The organism is Aeromonas sp. FDAARGOS 1416, assembly GCF_019048085.1.
GTDB lineage: Bacteria > Pseudomonadota > Gammaproteobacteria > Enterobacterales > Aeromonadaceae > Aeromonas > Aeromonas veronii.
In genome coordinates this window covers 1,675,222-1,692,385 of record NZ_CP077301.1, presented here as the reverse complement: position 1 = coordinate 1,692,385, position 17,164 = coordinate 1,675,222, and the positions used below count along the sequence as shown (strand labels likewise).

At 61.2% G+C, this 17,164-nt stretch carries 14 protein-coding genes; 7 read left to right on the top strand and 7 right to left on the bottom strand.

Translation table 11 applies throughout. The features are described 5' to 3' along the window. Positions 1 to 60 precede the first annotated feature (60 nt). The 5 genes from glpC to I6L46_RS07520 all read right to left on the bottom strand — a co-directional run bounded on the left by glpC (position 61) and on the right by I6L46_RS07520 (position 6,267). The gene (glpC, locus tag I6L46_RS07540) at positions 61 to 1,263 is read right to left on the bottom strand and encodes an anaerobic glycerol-3-phosphate dehydrogenase subunit GlpC (protein ID WP_216977779.1); all 1,203 of its coding nucleotides are present in this window, start codon (positions 1,261 to 1,263) and stop codon (positions 61 to 63) included. A 51-nt stretch (positions 1,264 to 1,314) separates the two neighbouring features. After that, complete coding sequence (gene glpB, locus I6L46_RS07535) at positions 1,315 to 2,580, bottom strand: glycerol-3-phosphate dehydrogenase subunit GlpB (RefSeq protein WP_216977778.1); 1,266 nt, start codon at positions 2,578 to 2,580, stop codon at positions 1,315 to 1,317. Continuing rightward, the gene (gene glpA / locus I6L46_RS07530; RefSeq protein WP_216977777.1) at positions 2,570 to 4,243 is read right to left on the bottom strand and encodes an anaerobic glycerol-3-phosphate dehydrogenase subunit A; all 1,674 of its coding nucleotides are present in this window, start codon (positions 4,241 to 4,243) and stop codon (positions 2,570 to 2,572) included. Before glpA ends, glpB begins: the two co-directional genes overlap by 11 nt. Before the next feature lie 226 nt (positions 4,244 to 4,469). Then, positions 4,470 to 5,689, bottom strand: a protein-coding gene (locus tag I6L46_RS07525; RefSeq protein WP_216977659.1) for an IS3 family transposase whose coding sequence is annotated in 2 segments (ribosomal slippage) — positions 4,470 to 5,341 and positions 5,341 to 5,689 — 1,221 coding nt in all. Because the reading frame shifts where the segments join, the coding sequence is not laid out codon by codon here. A 122-nt stretch (positions 5,690 to 5,811) separates the two neighbouring features. Next, positions 5,812 to 6,267 carry a YchJ family protein gene (locus I6L46_RS07520; protein WP_216977776.1) on the bottom strand — a complete coding sequence of 152 codons (456 nt, stop codon included), beginning with the start codon at positions 6,265 to 6,267 and terminating at the stop codon, positions 5,812 to 5,814. 123 nt (positions 6,268 to 6,390) lie between these two features. On the opposite strand from I6L46_RS07520, the gene I6L46_RS07515 reads away from it, so the two are divergent. The 4 genes from I6L46_RS07515 (at position 6,391) to I6L46_RS07500 (ending at position 11,290) form a co-directional block, all read left to right on the top strand. Then, positions 6,391 to 8,058 (top strand): methyl-accepting chemotaxis protein, encoded by a 1,668-nt coding sequence (locus I6L46_RS07515; protein ID WP_139406894.1) that lies wholly within the window; start codon positions 6,391 to 6,393, stop codon positions 8,056 to 8,058. A gap of 132 nt (positions 8,059 to 8,190) precedes the next feature. Beyond that, the gene (locus I6L46_RS07510; RefSeq protein WP_042055876.1) at positions 8,191 to 9,402 is read left to right on the top strand and encodes an ROK family protein; all 1,212 of its coding nucleotides are present in this window, start codon (positions 8,191 to 8,193) and stop codon (positions 9,400 to 9,402) included. Between the two features lie 174 nt (positions 9,403 to 9,576). Beyond that, positions 9,577 to 10,332 carry a tRNA-uridine aminocarboxypropyltransferase gene (locus I6L46_RS07505; RefSeq protein ID WP_216977775.1) on the top strand — a complete coding sequence of 252 codons (756 nt, stop codon included), beginning with the start codon at positions 9,577 to 9,579 and terminating at the stop codon, positions 10,330 to 10,332. Between the two features lie 181 nt (positions 10,333 to 10,513). Next, positions 10,514 to 11,290, top strand: coding sequence for a TSUP family transporter (locus I6L46_RS07500; RefSeq protein ID WP_179903794.1), 777 nt, complete (start codon positions 10,514 to 10,516; stop codon positions 11,288 to 11,290). A gap of 76 nt (positions 11,291 to 11,366) precedes the next feature. Here I6L46_RS07500 and I6L46_RS07495 read toward each other — a convergent pair whose 3' ends face one another. Beyond that, a complete protein-coding gene (locus tag I6L46_RS07495) occupies positions 11,367 to 12,233 on the bottom strand; it encodes a LysR family transcriptional regulator (protein ID WP_158111136.1) in 867 nt (288 codons plus the stop codon). A 69-nt stretch (positions 12,234 to 12,302) separates the two neighbouring features. Continuing rightward, a complete protein-coding gene (locus tag I6L46_RS07490) occupies positions 12,303 to 13,220 on the bottom strand; it encodes a DMT family transporter (RefSeq protein ID WP_164536671.1) in 918 nt (305 codons plus the stop codon). A 168-nt stretch (positions 13,221 to 13,388) separates the two neighbouring features. Between I6L46_RS07490 and I6L46_RS07485 the strand changes: the two genes are divergently transcribed. The 3 genes from I6L46_RS07485 to I6L46_RS07475 all read left to right on the top strand — a co-directional run bounded on the left by I6L46_RS07485 (position 13,389) and on the right by I6L46_RS07475 (position 17,085). Beyond that, on the top strand, positions 13,389 to 14,267 hold the full coding sequence (locus tag I6L46_RS07485) for a helix-turn-helix domain-containing protein (protein ID WP_113739972.1): 879 nt from the start codon (positions 13,389 to 13,391) through the stop codon (positions 14,265 to 14,267). Between the two features lie 262 nt (positions 14,268 to 14,529). Beyond that, positions 14,530 to 16,167 (top strand): ATP-dependent endonuclease, encoded by a 1,638-nt coding sequence (locus I6L46_RS07480; protein ID WP_216977774.1) that lies wholly within the window; start codon positions 14,530 to 14,532, stop codon positions 16,165 to 16,167. Between the two features lie 198 nt (positions 16,168 to 16,365). Beyond that, the gene (locus I6L46_RS07475; protein ID WP_064338076.1) at positions 16,366 to 17,085 is read left to right on the top strand and encodes a hypothetical protein; all 720 of its coding nucleotides are present in this window, start codon (positions 16,366 to 16,368) and stop codon (positions 17,083 to 17,085) included. The last annotated feature ends 79 nt before the right edge of the window (positions 17,086 to 17,164 follow it).

Sequence of the window (17,164 nt, the reverse complement as noted above, 5' to 3'; positions counted from 1 at the left end):
CCGGCTCTTTGTTTATCTCTGCGTGGATTGTTTTTATGCGGCCGCAAGGGCCGAGGGGATTCAGGCCAGCGCCTGGGCCAGCAGGTGGATCGGATGTTCACAGCGGAAGCTGGTGCTCATCTCGATCTGCCATTTGCAGGTCTCGCAGTCGGTGATCACCAGATCGGGGGAGAGGCGGTTGATTTGATCAAATAGCCCCTCGCCGATGGTCTGGCTGGTCTGGTAGTTCTCCGACTTGAAGCCGTAGGTGCCGGCGATACCACAACACTGGGACTCCAGCACCGTCACCTTGACCCCAGGAATGGCGCGCAGCAATTCGAGGGTGTAGATGACGCCCCCCATTTTTTCCATGTGGCAGGGGGTGTGGTAGGCGATGTGCAGATTGAGCGGCTTCATCGCCGGTTTGTTGCCCTTGTAGAACTCGTTCCACAGGAAGCGGGTCACCAGCGAGATGCGATCCCGTACCTTGTGGTTGTCCTGCTCCAGCAGGTGGGGATATTCATCGCGCAGGGTAAAGCCGCAGGTGGAGGAGGTGGCCAAGAGCGGTATCTCGTTGCCCAGCAGGGAGTTCTCCATCTGCTTGATATTGAAGGCCGCCTGCTGCTTGGCCTTGTCCATGAAGCCGTTGGCAATCAGCGGCACGCCGCAGCACTTCTCCCGCTCCAGCAACTGCACGCCGATGTTCATGGCGTTGAGCACCTGCACCAGCTCCTTGCCGAGTTGCGGGTGGTTGTAGTTGACGTAGCAGCCGTGGAAATAGGCTATCTGGCGCTCATAACGAGCCTGAGTCTCTTTCTGCTTCTTGTACCAGCCGCGGAAGGTGCCCTGGGAGTATTTGGGCAGGTCGCGGTGGGAGGAGACCCCCAGCGCCTTGTCCAGCACCAGCTTCATCGGCTTGAGGCCGGTGGTGAAGTTGACCACCGGAGCCATCAGGGTAGACATGCTGCCCATCAGGTCGGTGTGAGAGAGCACGAACTCGCGGATCCCCGGTTTGAAGCCGCTGTACTTGTCTTTGGCCTTGGCGATGATGTCGCCGATGCGCACTCCGCTCGGGCAGGCCACTTCGCAGCGTTTGCAGTTGGTGCAGTGCTTGAGGGCGTTGTCAAACAGCTCCGGGCTCTTGATCCGCAGCCGCTCCCCATCCGGGCCCGCCTGTTTCGGGCCGGGGTAGGCGGGATTGGCCTTGGCCACCGGACAGTAGGCGGTACAGACGGTGCATTTGATGCACTGATCGAAAGTTTGGTTGGCATGATCCAGTAGCATGTCAGTTCTCCTCCCGTAGGGTGTGAAGGCACGGGATATGGGACGAAGTAATCATTGGGCGGCGCCCAGAATATGACCGGCGGCCTGCCAGCCGGTGGCAACCGCGACACCTGAGCCTGACCCCTCCTTGATGGGGTCATAGTGCGCCAGCACGCTGCCGGCGCCGTAGAGGTTGGCGAGCGGCTTGCCACCGCGCAGCACTCTGAGCTTGTCGTCGGTCTTGACCCCGAACCCCATAAAGGGGTGGTGGTCGAACAGGCGGCGACCGGCCCAGGCGTCGCGCTCCTCCAGACTCAGCACATCGGCATCGAAGATGGGTTCGCGAATGCCGCGCAGGCGGGACTCCAGCCCGCGGCTAAAGAAGCTGCCGGAGGCGAGCACGAAGTTGTCGGCTTCAAACAGCTGATCATCGCCATTCTGGGTATGTACGCCGACCACCCGGTCACCTTCGTAACGGGCGCCCTGCACCCGCTCGCTGGTGAGGAAGGTGCCGCCAAGGGCCATAAAGCGGCGCTTGAGCGCCTCCTGCATCCGCATACCTATCAGAGACGGCGGCATGGTGGCCACCTCCTTGATGGTGCAGCCGGTGCGCTGTTCCAGCTCCGCCAGACGGGGGCCAACCAGCCCCAGCGACAGGCAGGCGGGCAGCACGATATGGCGGCAGCCGGGTACGCCGCTCTCCTGCACCATGCGGCAGATCTCGCGGGCCAGATCGGCCACCAGATGATGCTTGTCACACAGGCGCGCGATGTCGGCTGAGCGAAACTCGTGGGGATTGCGGCTGAATTCCGCCAGCTGTGGCAGGCGGATTTCGCCAGTCAGAATGCGGCAGTGGGCAAAACGCGGATGGGTCGCCAGATTGGCGGCCGCCAGTGCCGGATGAAAGTCGCGAAAGCCCTCGAGGGTGGCCAGCAGCAGTACACCCGGGATCGGCGCATCGGTCACGCAGGCACAGGTATCGGGGGAGAGCCAGGTACGCTTGAGGGTGCCGATGGGGGTCAGGCGCTGGTGATTGGTGTCGTGGCGAACCAGCGGCAATCCCTGCTCGGCGCAGTGGCGCTGCAGATCGGCCAGACTCGCTTCGATATTTTGCATCCCCACCTTGCTGTAGGGGTGATCCGGATGGGCTGCCATAAAGGCGGGCAGGGCGGCGCGGGGATCTCCCTCGCTTTCGAGCAGATCGACCGAGCCGGAGGAGAAGTGCAGGGCACTCTGGCCGGAAGCCATCAGCAGGGTCTTCTGGCCCGCCTCTACCAGCCGCAGGGCGGCCGAGAGTCCCGCCATGCCACCGCCGATAACGATATTGTCAAACTTCATGACGGCTCTCCTTGTGAGTGATCTCGCTGGTTGGGTCGCGTGGGGTATCGGCGACCAGCTGTGGCGCCGTCCATTCCCCCAGGCCAAACAGCCCTTCGTAGATCCAGTAGGTGAACTCGGCCTCGCGCAGGGCATCACCCCACAGAACGGGGCGGGTTCCCTTGTAACGCTCCTCAAGGAACTGGCGCAGCATGACGCAGGCCTGACGGCCATCGGCCTTGCCGTACTCCTGCATCAGACCGGCGGCGCGGTAGGCGCAGAGCTCGCCCTGACAGGGGCCCATGCCCAGACGGGTGCGGCGGCGCAGATCGATGAGGTTGTCCACATCCAGCTCGCGCAGGGCGTATTCGATTTCACCTGCGGTGACCATTTCGCACTCGCAGATCAGGGCGTTGGCCTTCGGATTGTCACGGAAGAAGGCGATGACCCGCTCGCCGTGGCGGTATTGGGCGGAGCCTTCGACCGGCACCGAGAGACCGGGAGCGGAGACCTTCTCCGGATCCCGCGAGCCAGGCAGGCTCAGCTCGGCGGTCTGGCAGGGTTTGTTGTTACCGAGTTTCTTGGCCAGCAGATCGGTGGCCCATTCCGCCATCAGGCGGTAGGTCATCAGCTTGCCGCCGGTGATGGTGTTGAAGCCCTTGAGGCCATCGCGTTCGGCGTGATCCAGCAGCACTATGCCGCGGCTGATGTTGCGGCCGGTGTCGTCACCGTCCACCGCCACCAGCGGGCGAACGCCTGCGTAGGCGCGCAGCAGACGGGTGCGGGCCATGATGGGAGCGAGCTTGATACCTTCGCGCAGCAGCACCTCCACCTCTTCGGGCTCGACGGTGAGCTGGTCAATCTTGTTGTAATCGATGCGACTGGAGGTGGTACCGATGAGGGAGATGGTATCGCCTGGCACCAGAATGTCCGCATCCGCCGGTTTGCGGGCGCGGTTGAGCACCAGCTGGTTGATGCGGTAATCCATGATGAGCAGGGAGCCCTTGGCGGGGAACATGCGGATGCCGAGATCGGCGTATTCGCAAATTTGCTGGCCCCAGATGCCGGCGGCGTTGATCACCTCCTGACACTCCACCTCGAACGCTTCGCCGGTTCGGGTATTGATCGCCTTGACCCCGTGTACCCGATCTTGCGTGCGCAGCAGCCCCAGCACCTTGCAGTGGGTGAAAATGCGGGCGCCGTGCTCTTTCGCGTCCAGCACGTTGGCGGCGGCGAGGCGGAACGGATCGACCGTGCCATCCGGCACATGGATGGCGCCGATCATCGCCGGGTTGGCGTTGGGCTCCATGCGCAGGGCTTCACCGGGATCAAGTTGGCGAGTTTCGATACCGGCCAGGGCGCAGGCATCCATAAAGGTGGTTTGGAAATTGATGTCATCTTCCGGCAGGGTGAGGAAGAGGCCGCCCGTGTCCTCGACACAGTGGCTGGCAATCCGCTTGAGGATGCGGTTTTCCTGGATGCATTCGCGGGCGGACTCCTGATCCGTTACCGCGTAGCGGGCACCGGAGTGGAGCAGGCCGTGGTTGCGGCCGGTGGTGCCGGCGGCGATATCATCGCGCTCGAGCAGGATGCAGTCGATGCCGCGCAGTGCGCAATCGCGCATGATGCCGGCCCCTGTGGCACCGCCGCCTATGATGACGACTTGTGTGGTTATTCTTCTCATTGTTGCCCGTCTCATCTCTTCCAGATGAGGCCAGTGTGGCCTACTTCTGAGTGGAAATGTTTGATATGGGCCAAATTTGCGCTCGCAAACGCTCATTTGCTCGCGCGTTAATGAGCATTATGTGACATTTGTCACGCTTGTTATCGCATCGGTTTGTGGGCTGGTGGCGAATAACAGTGTCTAGTCCTGAAATAGGTTTACACATTTTCAACTAGCATTTCTCTACTCAGAACCCCCTATGTACCGCATCGGGGGTTCTGTATTTCAACGCATGATGCGGCCGCTCCGCGTTGTAAATATCTACTGCTTCACGCACCATCTCCCGCGCTTGCGCCAAATCCTGCGGGCTTTGCAACAATAACTCTCCTTTCAAAATCCCGTTCACCCGCTCCGCCAACGCATTCTGATAACAGTCATACCCATCCGTCATCGAGCATTTCACCCCGTACCGTTCATGTAATGATTGATACAGTCCCGAGCAATACTGCACGCCGCGGTCTGAGTGATGGATTAGCTCCCCGCCGCCACGCCGTTGCTTCAGCGCTTTCTTGAACGCCATCGCCACCGATTCGGCATGCATCCCTTCGTGCACGTGATGGCCCACTATCTTGCGTGAGTACGCATCCGTCACCAGGCTCAGGTACAGCGGTCCGCTCCTGGCTGGCAGATAGGTGATATCTGCAACCCAGACCTGCTCCGGGGCCACCGGCGTAACCTGCTCTGGCCCCGCCTTGAGCAAGTTGGGATGACGGTAGAAACGGTGAAAACTGTGGGTGGTCTTGTGATACGCCCGTCTGGGTGGCACCAGCAGGCGGTGCTCGGTCAATATCCGAAACAGCCTGTCCCGCCCGACCTTGAGCCCGTCATCATCCTGACCCTGCAGCAGATAATGCAGCTTGCGAGTGCCCACCCGCGGTTGTCGCAGTCGAACCTGACGCACGAAGCGCACCACCTGCAATCCCTGTGCATGGCGCTCGTCGGCGACCCGATTGCGCTTGTAGTAAGCCTGCCGGCTTATCCCGAGAAACAGGCAAGCCCTGACAATGGTCAGCCTCTCGACTTGCCGCTGCGAGAGGACTTGCCGGGTCGCTTTTTTACGATGGAGACGCCGTAGTCATTCTTCAGTACATCGACGACGGCCTCAAAGAACTGGGCTTTCTGACTCATCAGCGCCAGCTGTTGCTCGAGTTCCTTGATGCGCAGTTCGGGTGTCTGGTTGTCGGGGTCAGGCATGGTGATGCTCCTGCCGGCACGTACAGAAGCCCCCTGGCTCCAATCTTGCCGACCATGTTTACGTAACCATACCAGAATGGTCGAATTGCCCTGAATGCCATATCGGGCTTGTGCTTGCTGGCAACTGAGCTCGCCTTTTTCAATCTGCTCGACCAGTGCCAGTTTAAAAGTCAGTGAGTAATCGCGCTGTGTCCGTTTCACACCTTGTCCCATCGGGTTCTCTATTTATTGGGGGGGAAAGGTGTAAACCATATTCAGGACGGCACACAGGCACAAAAAAGGGGCATCGGATGCCCCTTGTCACTGTTTGACGAGTCTGGAGGGGGTGTGATGCGTCAGCCGCAGCACTTCTTGTGCTTTTTGCCGCTGCCACAGGGGCAGGGATCGTTGCGTCCCGCCTTGAGGGGGGCCGGATCCTGCTCCCCCTCGGTGTAAACCCAGCGCCCCTGATAACGCACGAAGCGAGAACGCTCATGGAGGCAGTGACGCTCATCCCCCTCCAGAAACCAGGCTTTGAACTCCACCATCCCGGTTTCATCCTCCGGGCCGCCCTGGCTGGCGATGATCTCGAGACCATCCCAGCGGGTGTCGATGCGTGAAAGCTCTTCGGCGGTGAGACCGCCAAGGTGGGCCGGGTGCCAGCTATGGACCAGATACTCCCCCAGACCGAGCACAAAAGCGCTGTAGCGCGAGCGCATCAGCTGCTCCGGGGTGTCAGCCACTGCGCCACTGTGACGTAAGCCACAGCACAATTCGAGAGAAAGGGTTGAGCCGCAAGGACAAAGATTCATGATTTTCACGTTCTGGCCGATTTGTTTAAGGGAATTGTAACGAAAGCTGGGCTCGCCCTGCCAGCACCTATACTGATGAGTAAGCAAGGAATTCCAATAAAAACAGCTGCAAGGATGTGAAAGATGACGCTAAAGCAGAAAATCCTGTTACTGGGTGCAGTCCCCGTACTGTTGATGGCCCTGGTGGTCAATCTCAGTAACTACATGGTCTCCAAGAGCGATCTGGAGTCTGATCTGGTGGTGGCGAGGGAAAATGCCATCAAGGAGCGTAAAGCGCTGCTCAGCAGTTACATCATGATGGCCAAAACCGCCGTCGATGCCGTGTATTCCCTGCCGGATTCACCGGAAAATCGTCAAAAGGTCAAAGAGTTGCTCAGGCCGCTGCGTTACAGCAGTGACGGCTACTTCTTTGTCTATGACTTCGAGGGCAACACCATACTGCTGCCGGTGCGTACCGAGCTGGAGGGGAAAAACCGCTGGAACGACAAGGATGCCAAGGGCAAATTGCTGATCCAGGAGATCCTCAAGTCGGCCCGTCAGGGGGATGGTTTTACCGAATACTGGACAGCCAAGCCCTCCATCGGTCGCGATGCCCCCAAGCTGGCCTTTACTCTGGTGCTGGACAAATACCAGTGGGCCATTGGTACTGGTTTTTATATCGATGATATCGACAACGAGCTGGCGGCCCTGCGGGCAGAGCGCGAGAGCAACATGCATGCCTCGTTGCAGAGCAGTGTGCTGGTGATCCTGTTGATCCTCGGTATCACCCTGGCGGCGACCGTTATTGTGGGCAACCGGGTCACCAAGCCGCTGGCGGATGCGGTGCTGGCATTGAACGATATTGCCAACGGTGACGGGGATCTGACCCAGCGCCTCAAGGTGCAGAGTCAGGACGAGATTGGCCAGCTGGCCAGCGCTTTCAACCGCTTTGTCGAGCGGATCCAGTCGGTGGTGAGTCAGGTGGGCGAGACCAGCAACCACCTCTTTAGCGCGGTGGACAAGTTGCACCATCTGAGCGAGCACTATGACCATCAGATGCAGGGTCACAGTCGCGAGACCGATCAGGTGGTCACAGCGGTGACAGAAATGAGCTCCACCGCGCAGGAGGTGGCTGCCAGTGCCTCCAATGCCGCGACGGCAACCAGCGATGCGGCCCGTGAATCGGACGCCGCCCGGGGTGTGGTGAGCGGGGCCATCAACAGTATCAACCGGCTGGTGGGGGAGGTGCATACCGCCTCCGGCGTTATCGAACAGCTGGCGCAAGAGACCGCCAAGATCGGCTCGGTGGTGGAGGTCATTCGCGGCATTGCCGAACAGACCAACCTGCTAGCGCTGAACGCCGCCATCGAGGCGGCCCGCGCCGGTGAGCAGGGACGCGGCTTTGCGGTGGTAGCGGACGAGGTGCGTTCGCTGGCCGGTCGTACCCAACAGAGCACCAAGGAGATCAACGAGATGCTGCAACGTCTGCAGGGCGGGGTGAAGCAGGCGGTGGAGGTGATGCAGGCGAGCGAGGATCGCAGCCAGGAGACGGTGCAGGAGGCGAGCCATATCGCCAGCTCCCTCGACAGCATGGTGATGGCGGTCAGTACCATCAACGACATGAACATCCAGATCGCCACCGCCGCCGAGGAGCAGCACGCGGTATCCGAGGAGATCAACAAGAACCTGGTGGCCATTCAGCAGATTGTCAGCGAGCTGACCAGCGCGGCGGTGGAATCCAACAGCACCACCCGCGATCTGGCCAGTACCGGCGACAAATTGCGCAAACTGGTATCGCAATTCCGTTATTGATCTTGTAATGGTCCGTGACGGCAACCACAAGATGCGGCCTGACCCCCGGTTCAGGCCGCACTTTATTTGGGGATTGACCAATAATGTGTGAAAATTGCCAGCCTCTTTTTTTCAGCCTTTGCCCCATACCCTATGAATGAGATCGTGAAAGGTAGTATCGATTTGATCCGGCAGCTCAACTACGGCCTGGTCTATGCCAGCCTGGAAGAGCACAAGGAGCTGTCGCGCACCGATCTCTCCCGCCTGACCGGTCTCTCGCCAGCCAGTATCACCAAGATCACCAGGGAACTGCTCGATGGGGGGCTGGTGGTCACCTGTGGTGAAAGTTCGGTGGGGCGCGGCCGTCGTCAGACCTTGCTGCGCATCAACGAACGCCGCTTCCAGTTTCTCTCCATGCGTCTTGGCCGCGGCTACGTGGATATGGCGCTGTTTGACTTTTCCGGCCGTTCGCTGGCCCGCCAGCGCCACCTCTTTACCGAGGAGGAGCGCGCCGATCTGCTGGGCAGTCTGGTGCATGCCATCAAGGTGTTTTTGCCGAGAAAGTCCCTCAGTCTGGCCTGCATCGCCCTTTGTCTGCCGGGTCAGGTAGAGCGCCACTCCGGCATGGTCAAGCACTTCCCCTTCTACGATCTGCGCAACTGGCCCCTTGGCCCGACTCTGCAACAGGCGTTCTCGGTACCTGTGCTGGTGAGCGGTGATGTGCGCACCTGGATCCAGGCCGAGCGGGAGTGGGGGGCTGCCAAGAATTGCGCCGATGCGGTGCTGGTGTTTGTCCACAACGACATCGGGGTCGGCATGGTGGTCAATGGCCAGCTTATCGAGAGCGAAAATGCGCTGCTCGGAGATCTCAGCCACCTGCAGCTCGAACCCTATGGCCAGCGCTGCTACTGCGGCGGCTTTGGCTGTGCCTGCACCCTGGTGACCAATCAGGCGTTGGAGGCGCAATACCGAGATTTGCGCGAGCGGATGCAGGAGCACGACTTGCCCGAGAGCGTCACCATTCGCGAGCTGTGCGAGCTGGCGCTGGCAGGCAACGGTCTTTGTCAGGATATTCTCCATCAGGCGGCGGGCCGCCTCTCCAAGGTGCTCTCCAATCTCATCTGTCTGCTCAATCCGGGCAAGCTGCTGCTGGGGGGGGAAATCACCCGTGCCGATCGGCTGCTGTTCCCCATGCTGCACCAGTCGCTGGCCAGCCAGTTGCCCGCCGAATATCTGGTGCGGCTGCAGATTGAATCCACCCACTTCTACGAAGATCCCACCAAGCCCACTTCGGTGCAGGTGCACAAGGCACTGCGCGATGGCAGCCTGTTGCTGGAGCTGCTGCGCAGCTGTCAGGAGTCGTAAGGCAAGAGGGGTTGGCACTGCGTTTGGCGAAAGGGGAAGGGATTGCTGTTCCGCCAGCGCGTAACTGGGTACAATCTTGCCCTTTTCCGGCAGCCCTCCTGTTATCGCGCCCCGTAGCGCCATGACATGTTGGCACCGCTGCCGTTCCTGTTTTGACTCCAGTTGTGAACCTAGATGAAGCCTGTTCCTGATCACGCCGTCAACCGCCTGCGGGCCTGGCGCAAGAGTATCTCTACCCGACCGTTTCTTGCCCGTGGTGGCACCCTGGCCCGCTGTCCGGCCTGTCAGCTGCGCGAGGATTGGTGTGCCTGCGAGTGGCGCCCCGAGCTCAAAGCGGAGGCCGGTTTCTGCCTGCTGATGTATGACAGTGAGCCGATGAAACCCTCCAACACCGGTCGCCTCATCGCCGATGTGTTGCCGGATACCACCTGGGCGTTTCTCTGGTCACGCACCGAGCCCCATCCCGAGTTACTGGCCCTGCTGGCCGATCCCGCGTGGCAGCCCTATGTGGTCTTTCCCGCTTGCGAGAAGGAGCCGGCCCGTTTGACCGGCGAGGTGGTGCTGGCGCCCGGCAAGAAGCCGCTCTTTATCCTGCTCGACGGTACCTGGCCCGAGGCGCGCAAGATGTTCAACAAGAGCCCCTATCTGGACGGTTTTCCGGTACTCGCCATCAAGCCTGATGCGCTCTCGACCTACGGTATGCGGGTGGCCAACTGCGACGAGCACCTCTGCACCGCCGAAGTGGCGGCCTGTGTGCTGGAAGTGGCGGGGGAGCTCAGGGCGGGGCAGGCACTGCAGCACTGGTTCAACTTGTTCAGCAGCCGCTACATGGCCGGTCGGGTCAGCCGTTTCCCCGGTGCCGATGAGGATCATCTCTGTGAGGCGCTGGCGGCCATCAAGGAAGCGAACGTCGCTTCAACGGCTTGCTAACGGGCCCTCTGAGCTCAAATTAATGAAAATAAGGAATCAATTGGCTGCCACTGTTTCGTTAGATTCATGGTCAGTGGCTCGCTAGGATAGCGGACAGCCTGTGCAGCCCCCCGCACAACGTCGTTTTGGTTATATCCGGTTGCTCGACCCTTCGGGCAACCCACTCTCGTGAGGTCTATGGATGGAATTGGAACTGGTTACCCTGTTTGCCCTGTTCGGTGTAGCGCTTGTCGCCGGCTTTATCGATGCCATCGCCGGTGGCGGCGGCCTGTTGACGGTGCCGGCCCTGCTGGCCACCGGCATGCCCCCGGCGCTGGTGCTCGGTACCAACAAGCTGCAGAGCAGTTTTGGCTCCTTCTCCGCCACCTGGTTCTATGCCCGCAAGGGGCTGCTGGAGTGGGCGATGATCTGGCCTGCGGTGATCTGCACTTTTATCGGTGCGGCTATCGGCACGCTGGCGGTGCAGACCATAGACGCCGCCATTCTCGAGCGCCTGCTCCCTTTCCTGCTGATGGCCTTTGCCTGCTACTTCTACTTCTCGCCGCGGGTAAGCGATGCCGAGAGCTCCCGCCGTCTGACTCCCATGCTGTTTGCGTTGCTGGTGGGGGGCTGTGTCGGCTTCTATGACGGGTTTTTCGGGCCGGGCACAGGTTCGTTTTTTGCCATCGGTTTCGTGGCGCTGGCGGGCTTTGGCATGGCGCGCGCCACCGCCCATACCAAGCTGCTCAACTTCACCTCGAATATTGCCTCCCTGCTGTTCTTTGCTCTTGGTGGCAAGGTGGTGTGGAGTGTCGGTTTTTGCATGGCTCTGGGGCAGTTTATCGGCGCCCGCTTTGGCTCCAAGATGGTGCTGAAAAAAGGGGTGAAGCTTATCAAGCCGCTGTTGGTGACTGTCTCCTTGCTGATGTCTGCCAAGCTGGTCTGGAGCCAGTATCCCGAGCTGTTTGCCTGGATCTGATGTGCGCCTTGCTTGCCGCATCGAAATTGTTAACGGGGCCCTTGGGCCCCGTTGTCATATCTGGTGTTTTACAGCGCTAGCGCGGTGTGTCGCTGCGGTGGCGAAAGTGTTGGTGCAGGGCGCTCACCAGCCTGGCGATCCGCTCTCGTTTTAGGCTGTTTGGCCGGTAGACCAGATGAAGGGGGCGGCCCAGTCCGGGCAGTGGGCGCGCCATCTCCCCCTGTTCTCCCACCAGCCCCAGCAGGCCAGCGGGGAGCAGCACAGGGCCAATGCCTGCCTTGGCGAGTTCGATGAGCGCCAGATAGGAGTCGAGCTCCATGGTGGGCTCCAATCCCATATCTGCCAGCGGTTCGCGCAGGTAGCGGTTGGAGGGGTTCTCCAGATCCATGGTGAGGATCTTGCGCCTGCTTTCTACGCTGGCTGGCGGCAGGCTCTGCTGCGCCTCGCCAACCAGATAAAAGGGCTCCTCAAGCAGCAGATCGGCGCCGAGGCCATGGCCGGGTGGGAGCCGACCGGCGCAGATGCCGAGCAGGGCATCACCGCTGCGCACCCGCGCCAGAATGACCGGCGTGTGGTGGGTAGAGAGGGCAAGGTGGGGATCGCGCTCCAGATAGTCGCGCATAAAGTGGGCGAGATAACCGGCCAGCAGGGTTTCAGAGCAGGCGATGGGGAGGGGGCTCTGATCCGTCAGATCCTGACTATCGGCAAGCACCCCCTTCATTTCGGCCAGACTCGGCGCCACTCGCTCAAGCAGCTCCTGCGCCTGCGGGGTGAGCCGGATCTGGCGCCCCTCCGGCTCGATCAGCTTCTTGCCGAGGCGCTGCTCCAGCTGGGCAATCCGCTTGCTCACTGCCGACTGGCTGATATAGAGGCGACTGGCCACCTTGGCCATGGTTCTTTCACTTGCCAGCAGGCTCAGCGTCTCCAGCCCTTCCAGTAACATCTCGCCCCCTTGTTTATCGCCATCAGGATCGTCACAGATTGAGCAGCGCTACCTTAGGGGCTGACTGGCTCAGGAGCAAGGGTCGTTTGCTGCCTTGGCCGGTCGAATGCGCCATTCGCTCAAGGGCGGCGCGAAGATCACCAGATTGCCGATGAGGCTGATCACCACTCCGGCCACCGAGACCGGCTGCCAGACAAAGCCTTCATAAAAGGTGGAGAGGGTAAGCGCCACCAGCGGAAAGAGCACGGTGGCGTAGGAGGCCTTGCTGGCACCGATGCGCCCCACCAGCGTCAGGTAGGCGGTAAAAGCGATCACCGAGCCAAACAGGGCGAGGTAGACCATGGCCGCCAGATAGTGGCCATCGGTTGGCACCATCAGTTGCTGCCCGAGCAATATGACCCAGCCCAGCAACAGCACCACGCCGTAAACCATGCCCCAGGGCACCAGTTGCAGTACGTGGTAGCCGTGGCGTTGGCCCCGGGCCGAGACCAGATTGCCCAGCGAAAAGCAGAGGGTGCCGCAACAGGCGAGCAGCAGCCCCTTCCAGCCGTTTGCACCCAATTGCGCATCTGCCAGCACCGGCCAGAACAGCAGCAGGGTGCCAAAGAGCCCCAGCAAGGAGCCTTGCAACCAGCGCAGGGTGGGGCGCTTGCGCTCGAACAGCCAGAGGTTGATGCCGTTGAAGATGCTGGCACTGGCGAAGATCACCGCCGACATGCCGCTCGGGATATAGCGTGTGGCGTGGTAGAAGCAGAGAAAGTTGGTGGAAAAGAGCAGGGCACCGAGCAGCGCCGCATAGCGCTGGCCATGCCACGGCAGGCGCGGAAAGCGGCCGCTGGCGGTGAGCAGAGCAAACAGTGCCACCGCTGCCAGCAGGAAGCGATAGAGCACCGAGACCTCGATGGGGATGGGGCCAAGTTGCCAGGCGATGGCAATCCAGGTGCTGCCCCAGATAAGCACGGTGGCAAGATAGAGCATCAGATTCATCACAGTTCCGGAGAGTCAGGGAGAGATGACCCACTATGGGGCGAGCTCTGATGGCTGGATTGCACCATCTTGCGGTTTTTCATCGCCCTGCGCTGTCATCTGTGGGCGTGGTCGGTAAGATGGATGGCAGCGGCATAATACGTACACCGGAACAGGCGGCAGGGGCGAATGAAAACAGCAGGGGTATTTGATGCACTGGTCAGCACCGGCGCCCGGCTGGAGGACGCCTGCTGGCTCGAACCCGGGCTTGGCGTCGCCAGTTGGCGCAACTGCTATGACCAGACCCGCTATCACAAGCCGGGCCACCACACCCTGAGCGTCTATCTGCAAGGAGGCGAGCAGACCGAGCGACTCGATGGGCCGGGTGGCCACGGCGGCACCGGCAAGGTGTGCATCATGCCGGATCACCACAGATCCGAGTGGCTGGTGCGCGAAGAGTTTCGCTTCTTTCATCTCTACTTCACCCCGACTCACCTCACTCGTATCGCCGAGGAGGTGTGTGACAAGGAGGGGCGCCACCTGCAACTGGTGGACAAGACCTTTATCGACGATCCGCAGGCGGCTGAGCTGGTGCAGCGCCAGCTGATGCAACTGCAGTGGCAGCACGGGGTCGATCGGCTGGCGCTTTCACACGGCGCCTGGATGTTGATCCTCCACGCCTACCGCCACCACACCGAGGAGGCTCCCGGTTTGCCGCCTCTGCGCGGCGGGCTGGCGCCCGTGGTGATCAAACGGGTGCAGGAGTATCTGCAGGCCCATCTGGCCGATTCGGTCACGCTGGCAGAGCTGGCGCAGCAGGCGGGGCTGAGCGAGTACCACTTCGCCCGCATGTTCGGCCAGAGTCTCGGTTGCCCGCCCCACCGCTATCTGCTTGGGCTGCGGCTCAAACGGGCCAAGCAGCTGTTGGCCGGCCCCGAGCCGCTGGCCAGTATCGCCAGTCAGTGTGGTTTCTCTTCCCAGGCCCATTTCGGCAATCGTTTTCGCGAGGCGTTTGGTTTGACGCCGGGGCAGTGGCGGGCACAATTGTCATCTTCCCGTCACAGATAACCCTGAGACTTTGGGCAAAAGAGGTGTACTCTCTACCACTTATCCATTGAAAGGAATGCCCATTGAATTATCGCAAACGTCAAATCCGTACCCGTCATCTCTGGTTCAGCCACTGGAATGCCCCGCAAGATCGCACCGCTGTTGTGACCCCTCCCGAACCTGCAGTGCCTCACAGTTCACGTTGAAAAAGCCCCGCCTGCGATAGGATTTTTCCGGTAACTTTGCCACTATTGCCCCATCACAATGATGTGGACATGGCTGGATGTTTCTGGAACGTATTGAAGTCAAAGGTTTTCGCGGTATAAATCGCCTGTCGCTCGGGCTGGATCAGACCACAGTGCTGATCGGCGAGAATACCTGGGGCAAATCGAGCCTGCTGCGCGCCCTCTGGTGTTTGCTGGGGCAGGATGCCGAGCCCTATCAGTTCACTGCCGAGGATTTTCACCAACCGGAAGATCCCGAATTGGCCCCGGCGCGACACCTGCAACTGGTGCTCACCTTCAGTGAGCACAGACCCCAGATGTGTCAGCACTCCCGTCGGCTGGCCCGTCTTTGCCCCTCCTGGGTGCTGCACAAGGACAAATTCCACCGCATTCACTATCGCGCCAGCGCCGAGCTGCAGGCGGATGGCTCTGTGCTCACCATTCACGACTTTCTCGACGGGGTAGGCAAGAGCTTGCCCATCGCCAATACCCACGAGCTTGTCTGCATGCTCATCACCATGAACCCGGTCTTTCGCCTGCGCGATGCCCGCACCGCCCGCAACGGGGTGGAGACGTTGCAGTGGGGAGATCTCTCCGAGCATCGCCTGAACGAGCTGGCGGACAAGCTCATCGACGAACCCCAGCGGATCGGCGAGCCGGAGCTCAAAGAGGCGTTGCAGGCGGTGCGCCAGCTGATGGATCACTACTTCAACGCCCTGGCCCCCATCAAGAACAAACCGCGCAGTCAGCGTGACATCATCAATCGCCCCATGACATTGCGCAATCCGGGCAACCTGCATACCCTGCTGCATCGCGCCGATAACCGCGCGCTGCAGCTGGCGATGGCCGGGATGGCGGCCACCCTGCTGCAAGCGCGGGGCAACCGGGAGCTGGAGGAGGGGGCCCGTCCCATCATGATCCTGGAGGACCCGGAGAGTCGGCTGCACCCGACCATGCTGGCGCTGGCGTGGGGGCTGCTGGAACAACTGCCGGGTCAGAAGCTGCTCACCACCAACTCGGGAGATCTGCTCTCTTCCCTGCCGCTCAATCAGGTGCGACGACTGGTGCGCCGTCAGCAGGATATCCTCTGTCACCAGCTGGGGGGCGAGCGTTACAGCAGCGACGATCTGCGCAAGATCGCCTTCCACGTGCGGATCAACCGCCCCATGTCGCTGTTTGCCCGTTGCTGGCTGCTGGTGGAGGGGGAGACCGAGATCTGGCTGCTCTCCGAGCTGGCCCAGATCTGCGGTTACAGTCTGCGGGCCGAGGGGGTGCGGATCATCGAGTTTGCCCAGTGCGGCCAGTCGCCGCTCATCAAGGTGGCGCGGGATTTTGGCATCGAGTGGCACCTGCTGACCGATGGCGACGAGGCGGGGCTCAAGTATGCCACCTCGGCCCGTGGCCAGCTCAAGGGCGAGCGGGAGCGGGACCGACTGACCCAGCTCCCTGCCGCCGACATCGAGCACTACCTCTATCACAACGGTTTTGAAGCTGTGTTTCGCCGCGAGGCCGGGGTGGGCGGGCGCGCCATGTGGAGCGCCAGTCACATCATCAACAAGGCGATCCATCACCGCAGCAAGCCGGGAATGGCGCTGGCGGTGGTGGAAGAGGCGGAGCGGCTCGGCGCCGAGCATATTCCACCGGTGATCCGCCAGATGTTTGCCCGGGTGGTGGCGCTGGCCCGCGGTCAGGGCTAAAGCCAGCGCCGTATTCCGTCCCTATGGACATGGCTGCCAGCAGGGCACCCTTCAAGGTGGGCTCTGCTGGCAGCAAAGTGCCCCGGATTGTTTGCCCACGATTGTTTGTCGCGATTGGGGATAGCCCTCGGTTTGGGTATACTCGCCCCTCTCTGGCGCCTCGGTGGCGCACCTCGAATCTTTACTGCTGGAGGCGTCGTGTTCGTCCAACTCCCTTTTTGGCTCTTTCCCCTTACCGGATTGATGGCGCTTGGCGCCCTGATCGCCCTCGGTATCGTGCTGTGGCGCGGTGATATCTGCCCTGGCCAGCGCTCGCGCATCAGTCAGCAGCTCTTCTCCATCTGGGTGATTACCGCGCTCTCCCTGATGCTGGCGGTCGAGGCCAAGGCGGCCAGCTGGCTCATCTGGAGTGGTGGGGCCGCACTGGTGCTCGGGGTTGGCTTGTCGCTGGCCCAGTCACGGCTGGAGGGCAAGCGTTCAGTCCCCTCGACACTGCTCTGGCTACCGGCGTTGCCGCTCGCTCTCTATGGCTTCGGGCTGCTGCAACTGCAGGGCTGGGTGAGCGGTTTGCTGCAGATGGCGATGCTGGGGGCGGCCTTTGCCCACCTGATGCTGCTGCGGGCCCGTCATCGTCTCAAGGCATTCAACACCCTGTTGCCGCTGGCCGGTCTGGTGGGGGCGATGGCCAGCCTTGTCTGGCTGGCAGTGCTGGTGGGCTGGCAAGGGGGTGAGGCCAATCTCGATGCCCTGATCCCGGCGGTGGTGACCCAGGCAGCGCTGCTGGTGGCCTCTCTGCTGCTCTGGTTCAGCCCGCTTTACTTGCAGCGTGATACCGCGCCAGTGGTGGTCTCTACCTCCCTGTGTGGCCTGCTGATCGCCCAGATCGCCGCTACCAGCGTGTTGCACCAGCTGATCTGACACTGGTGCTGAAAAGAGAAAGCCCCGAGCCAACACTCGGGGCTTTTGCATCTCTGGCTTGCAGGTATCGCTGCTATCA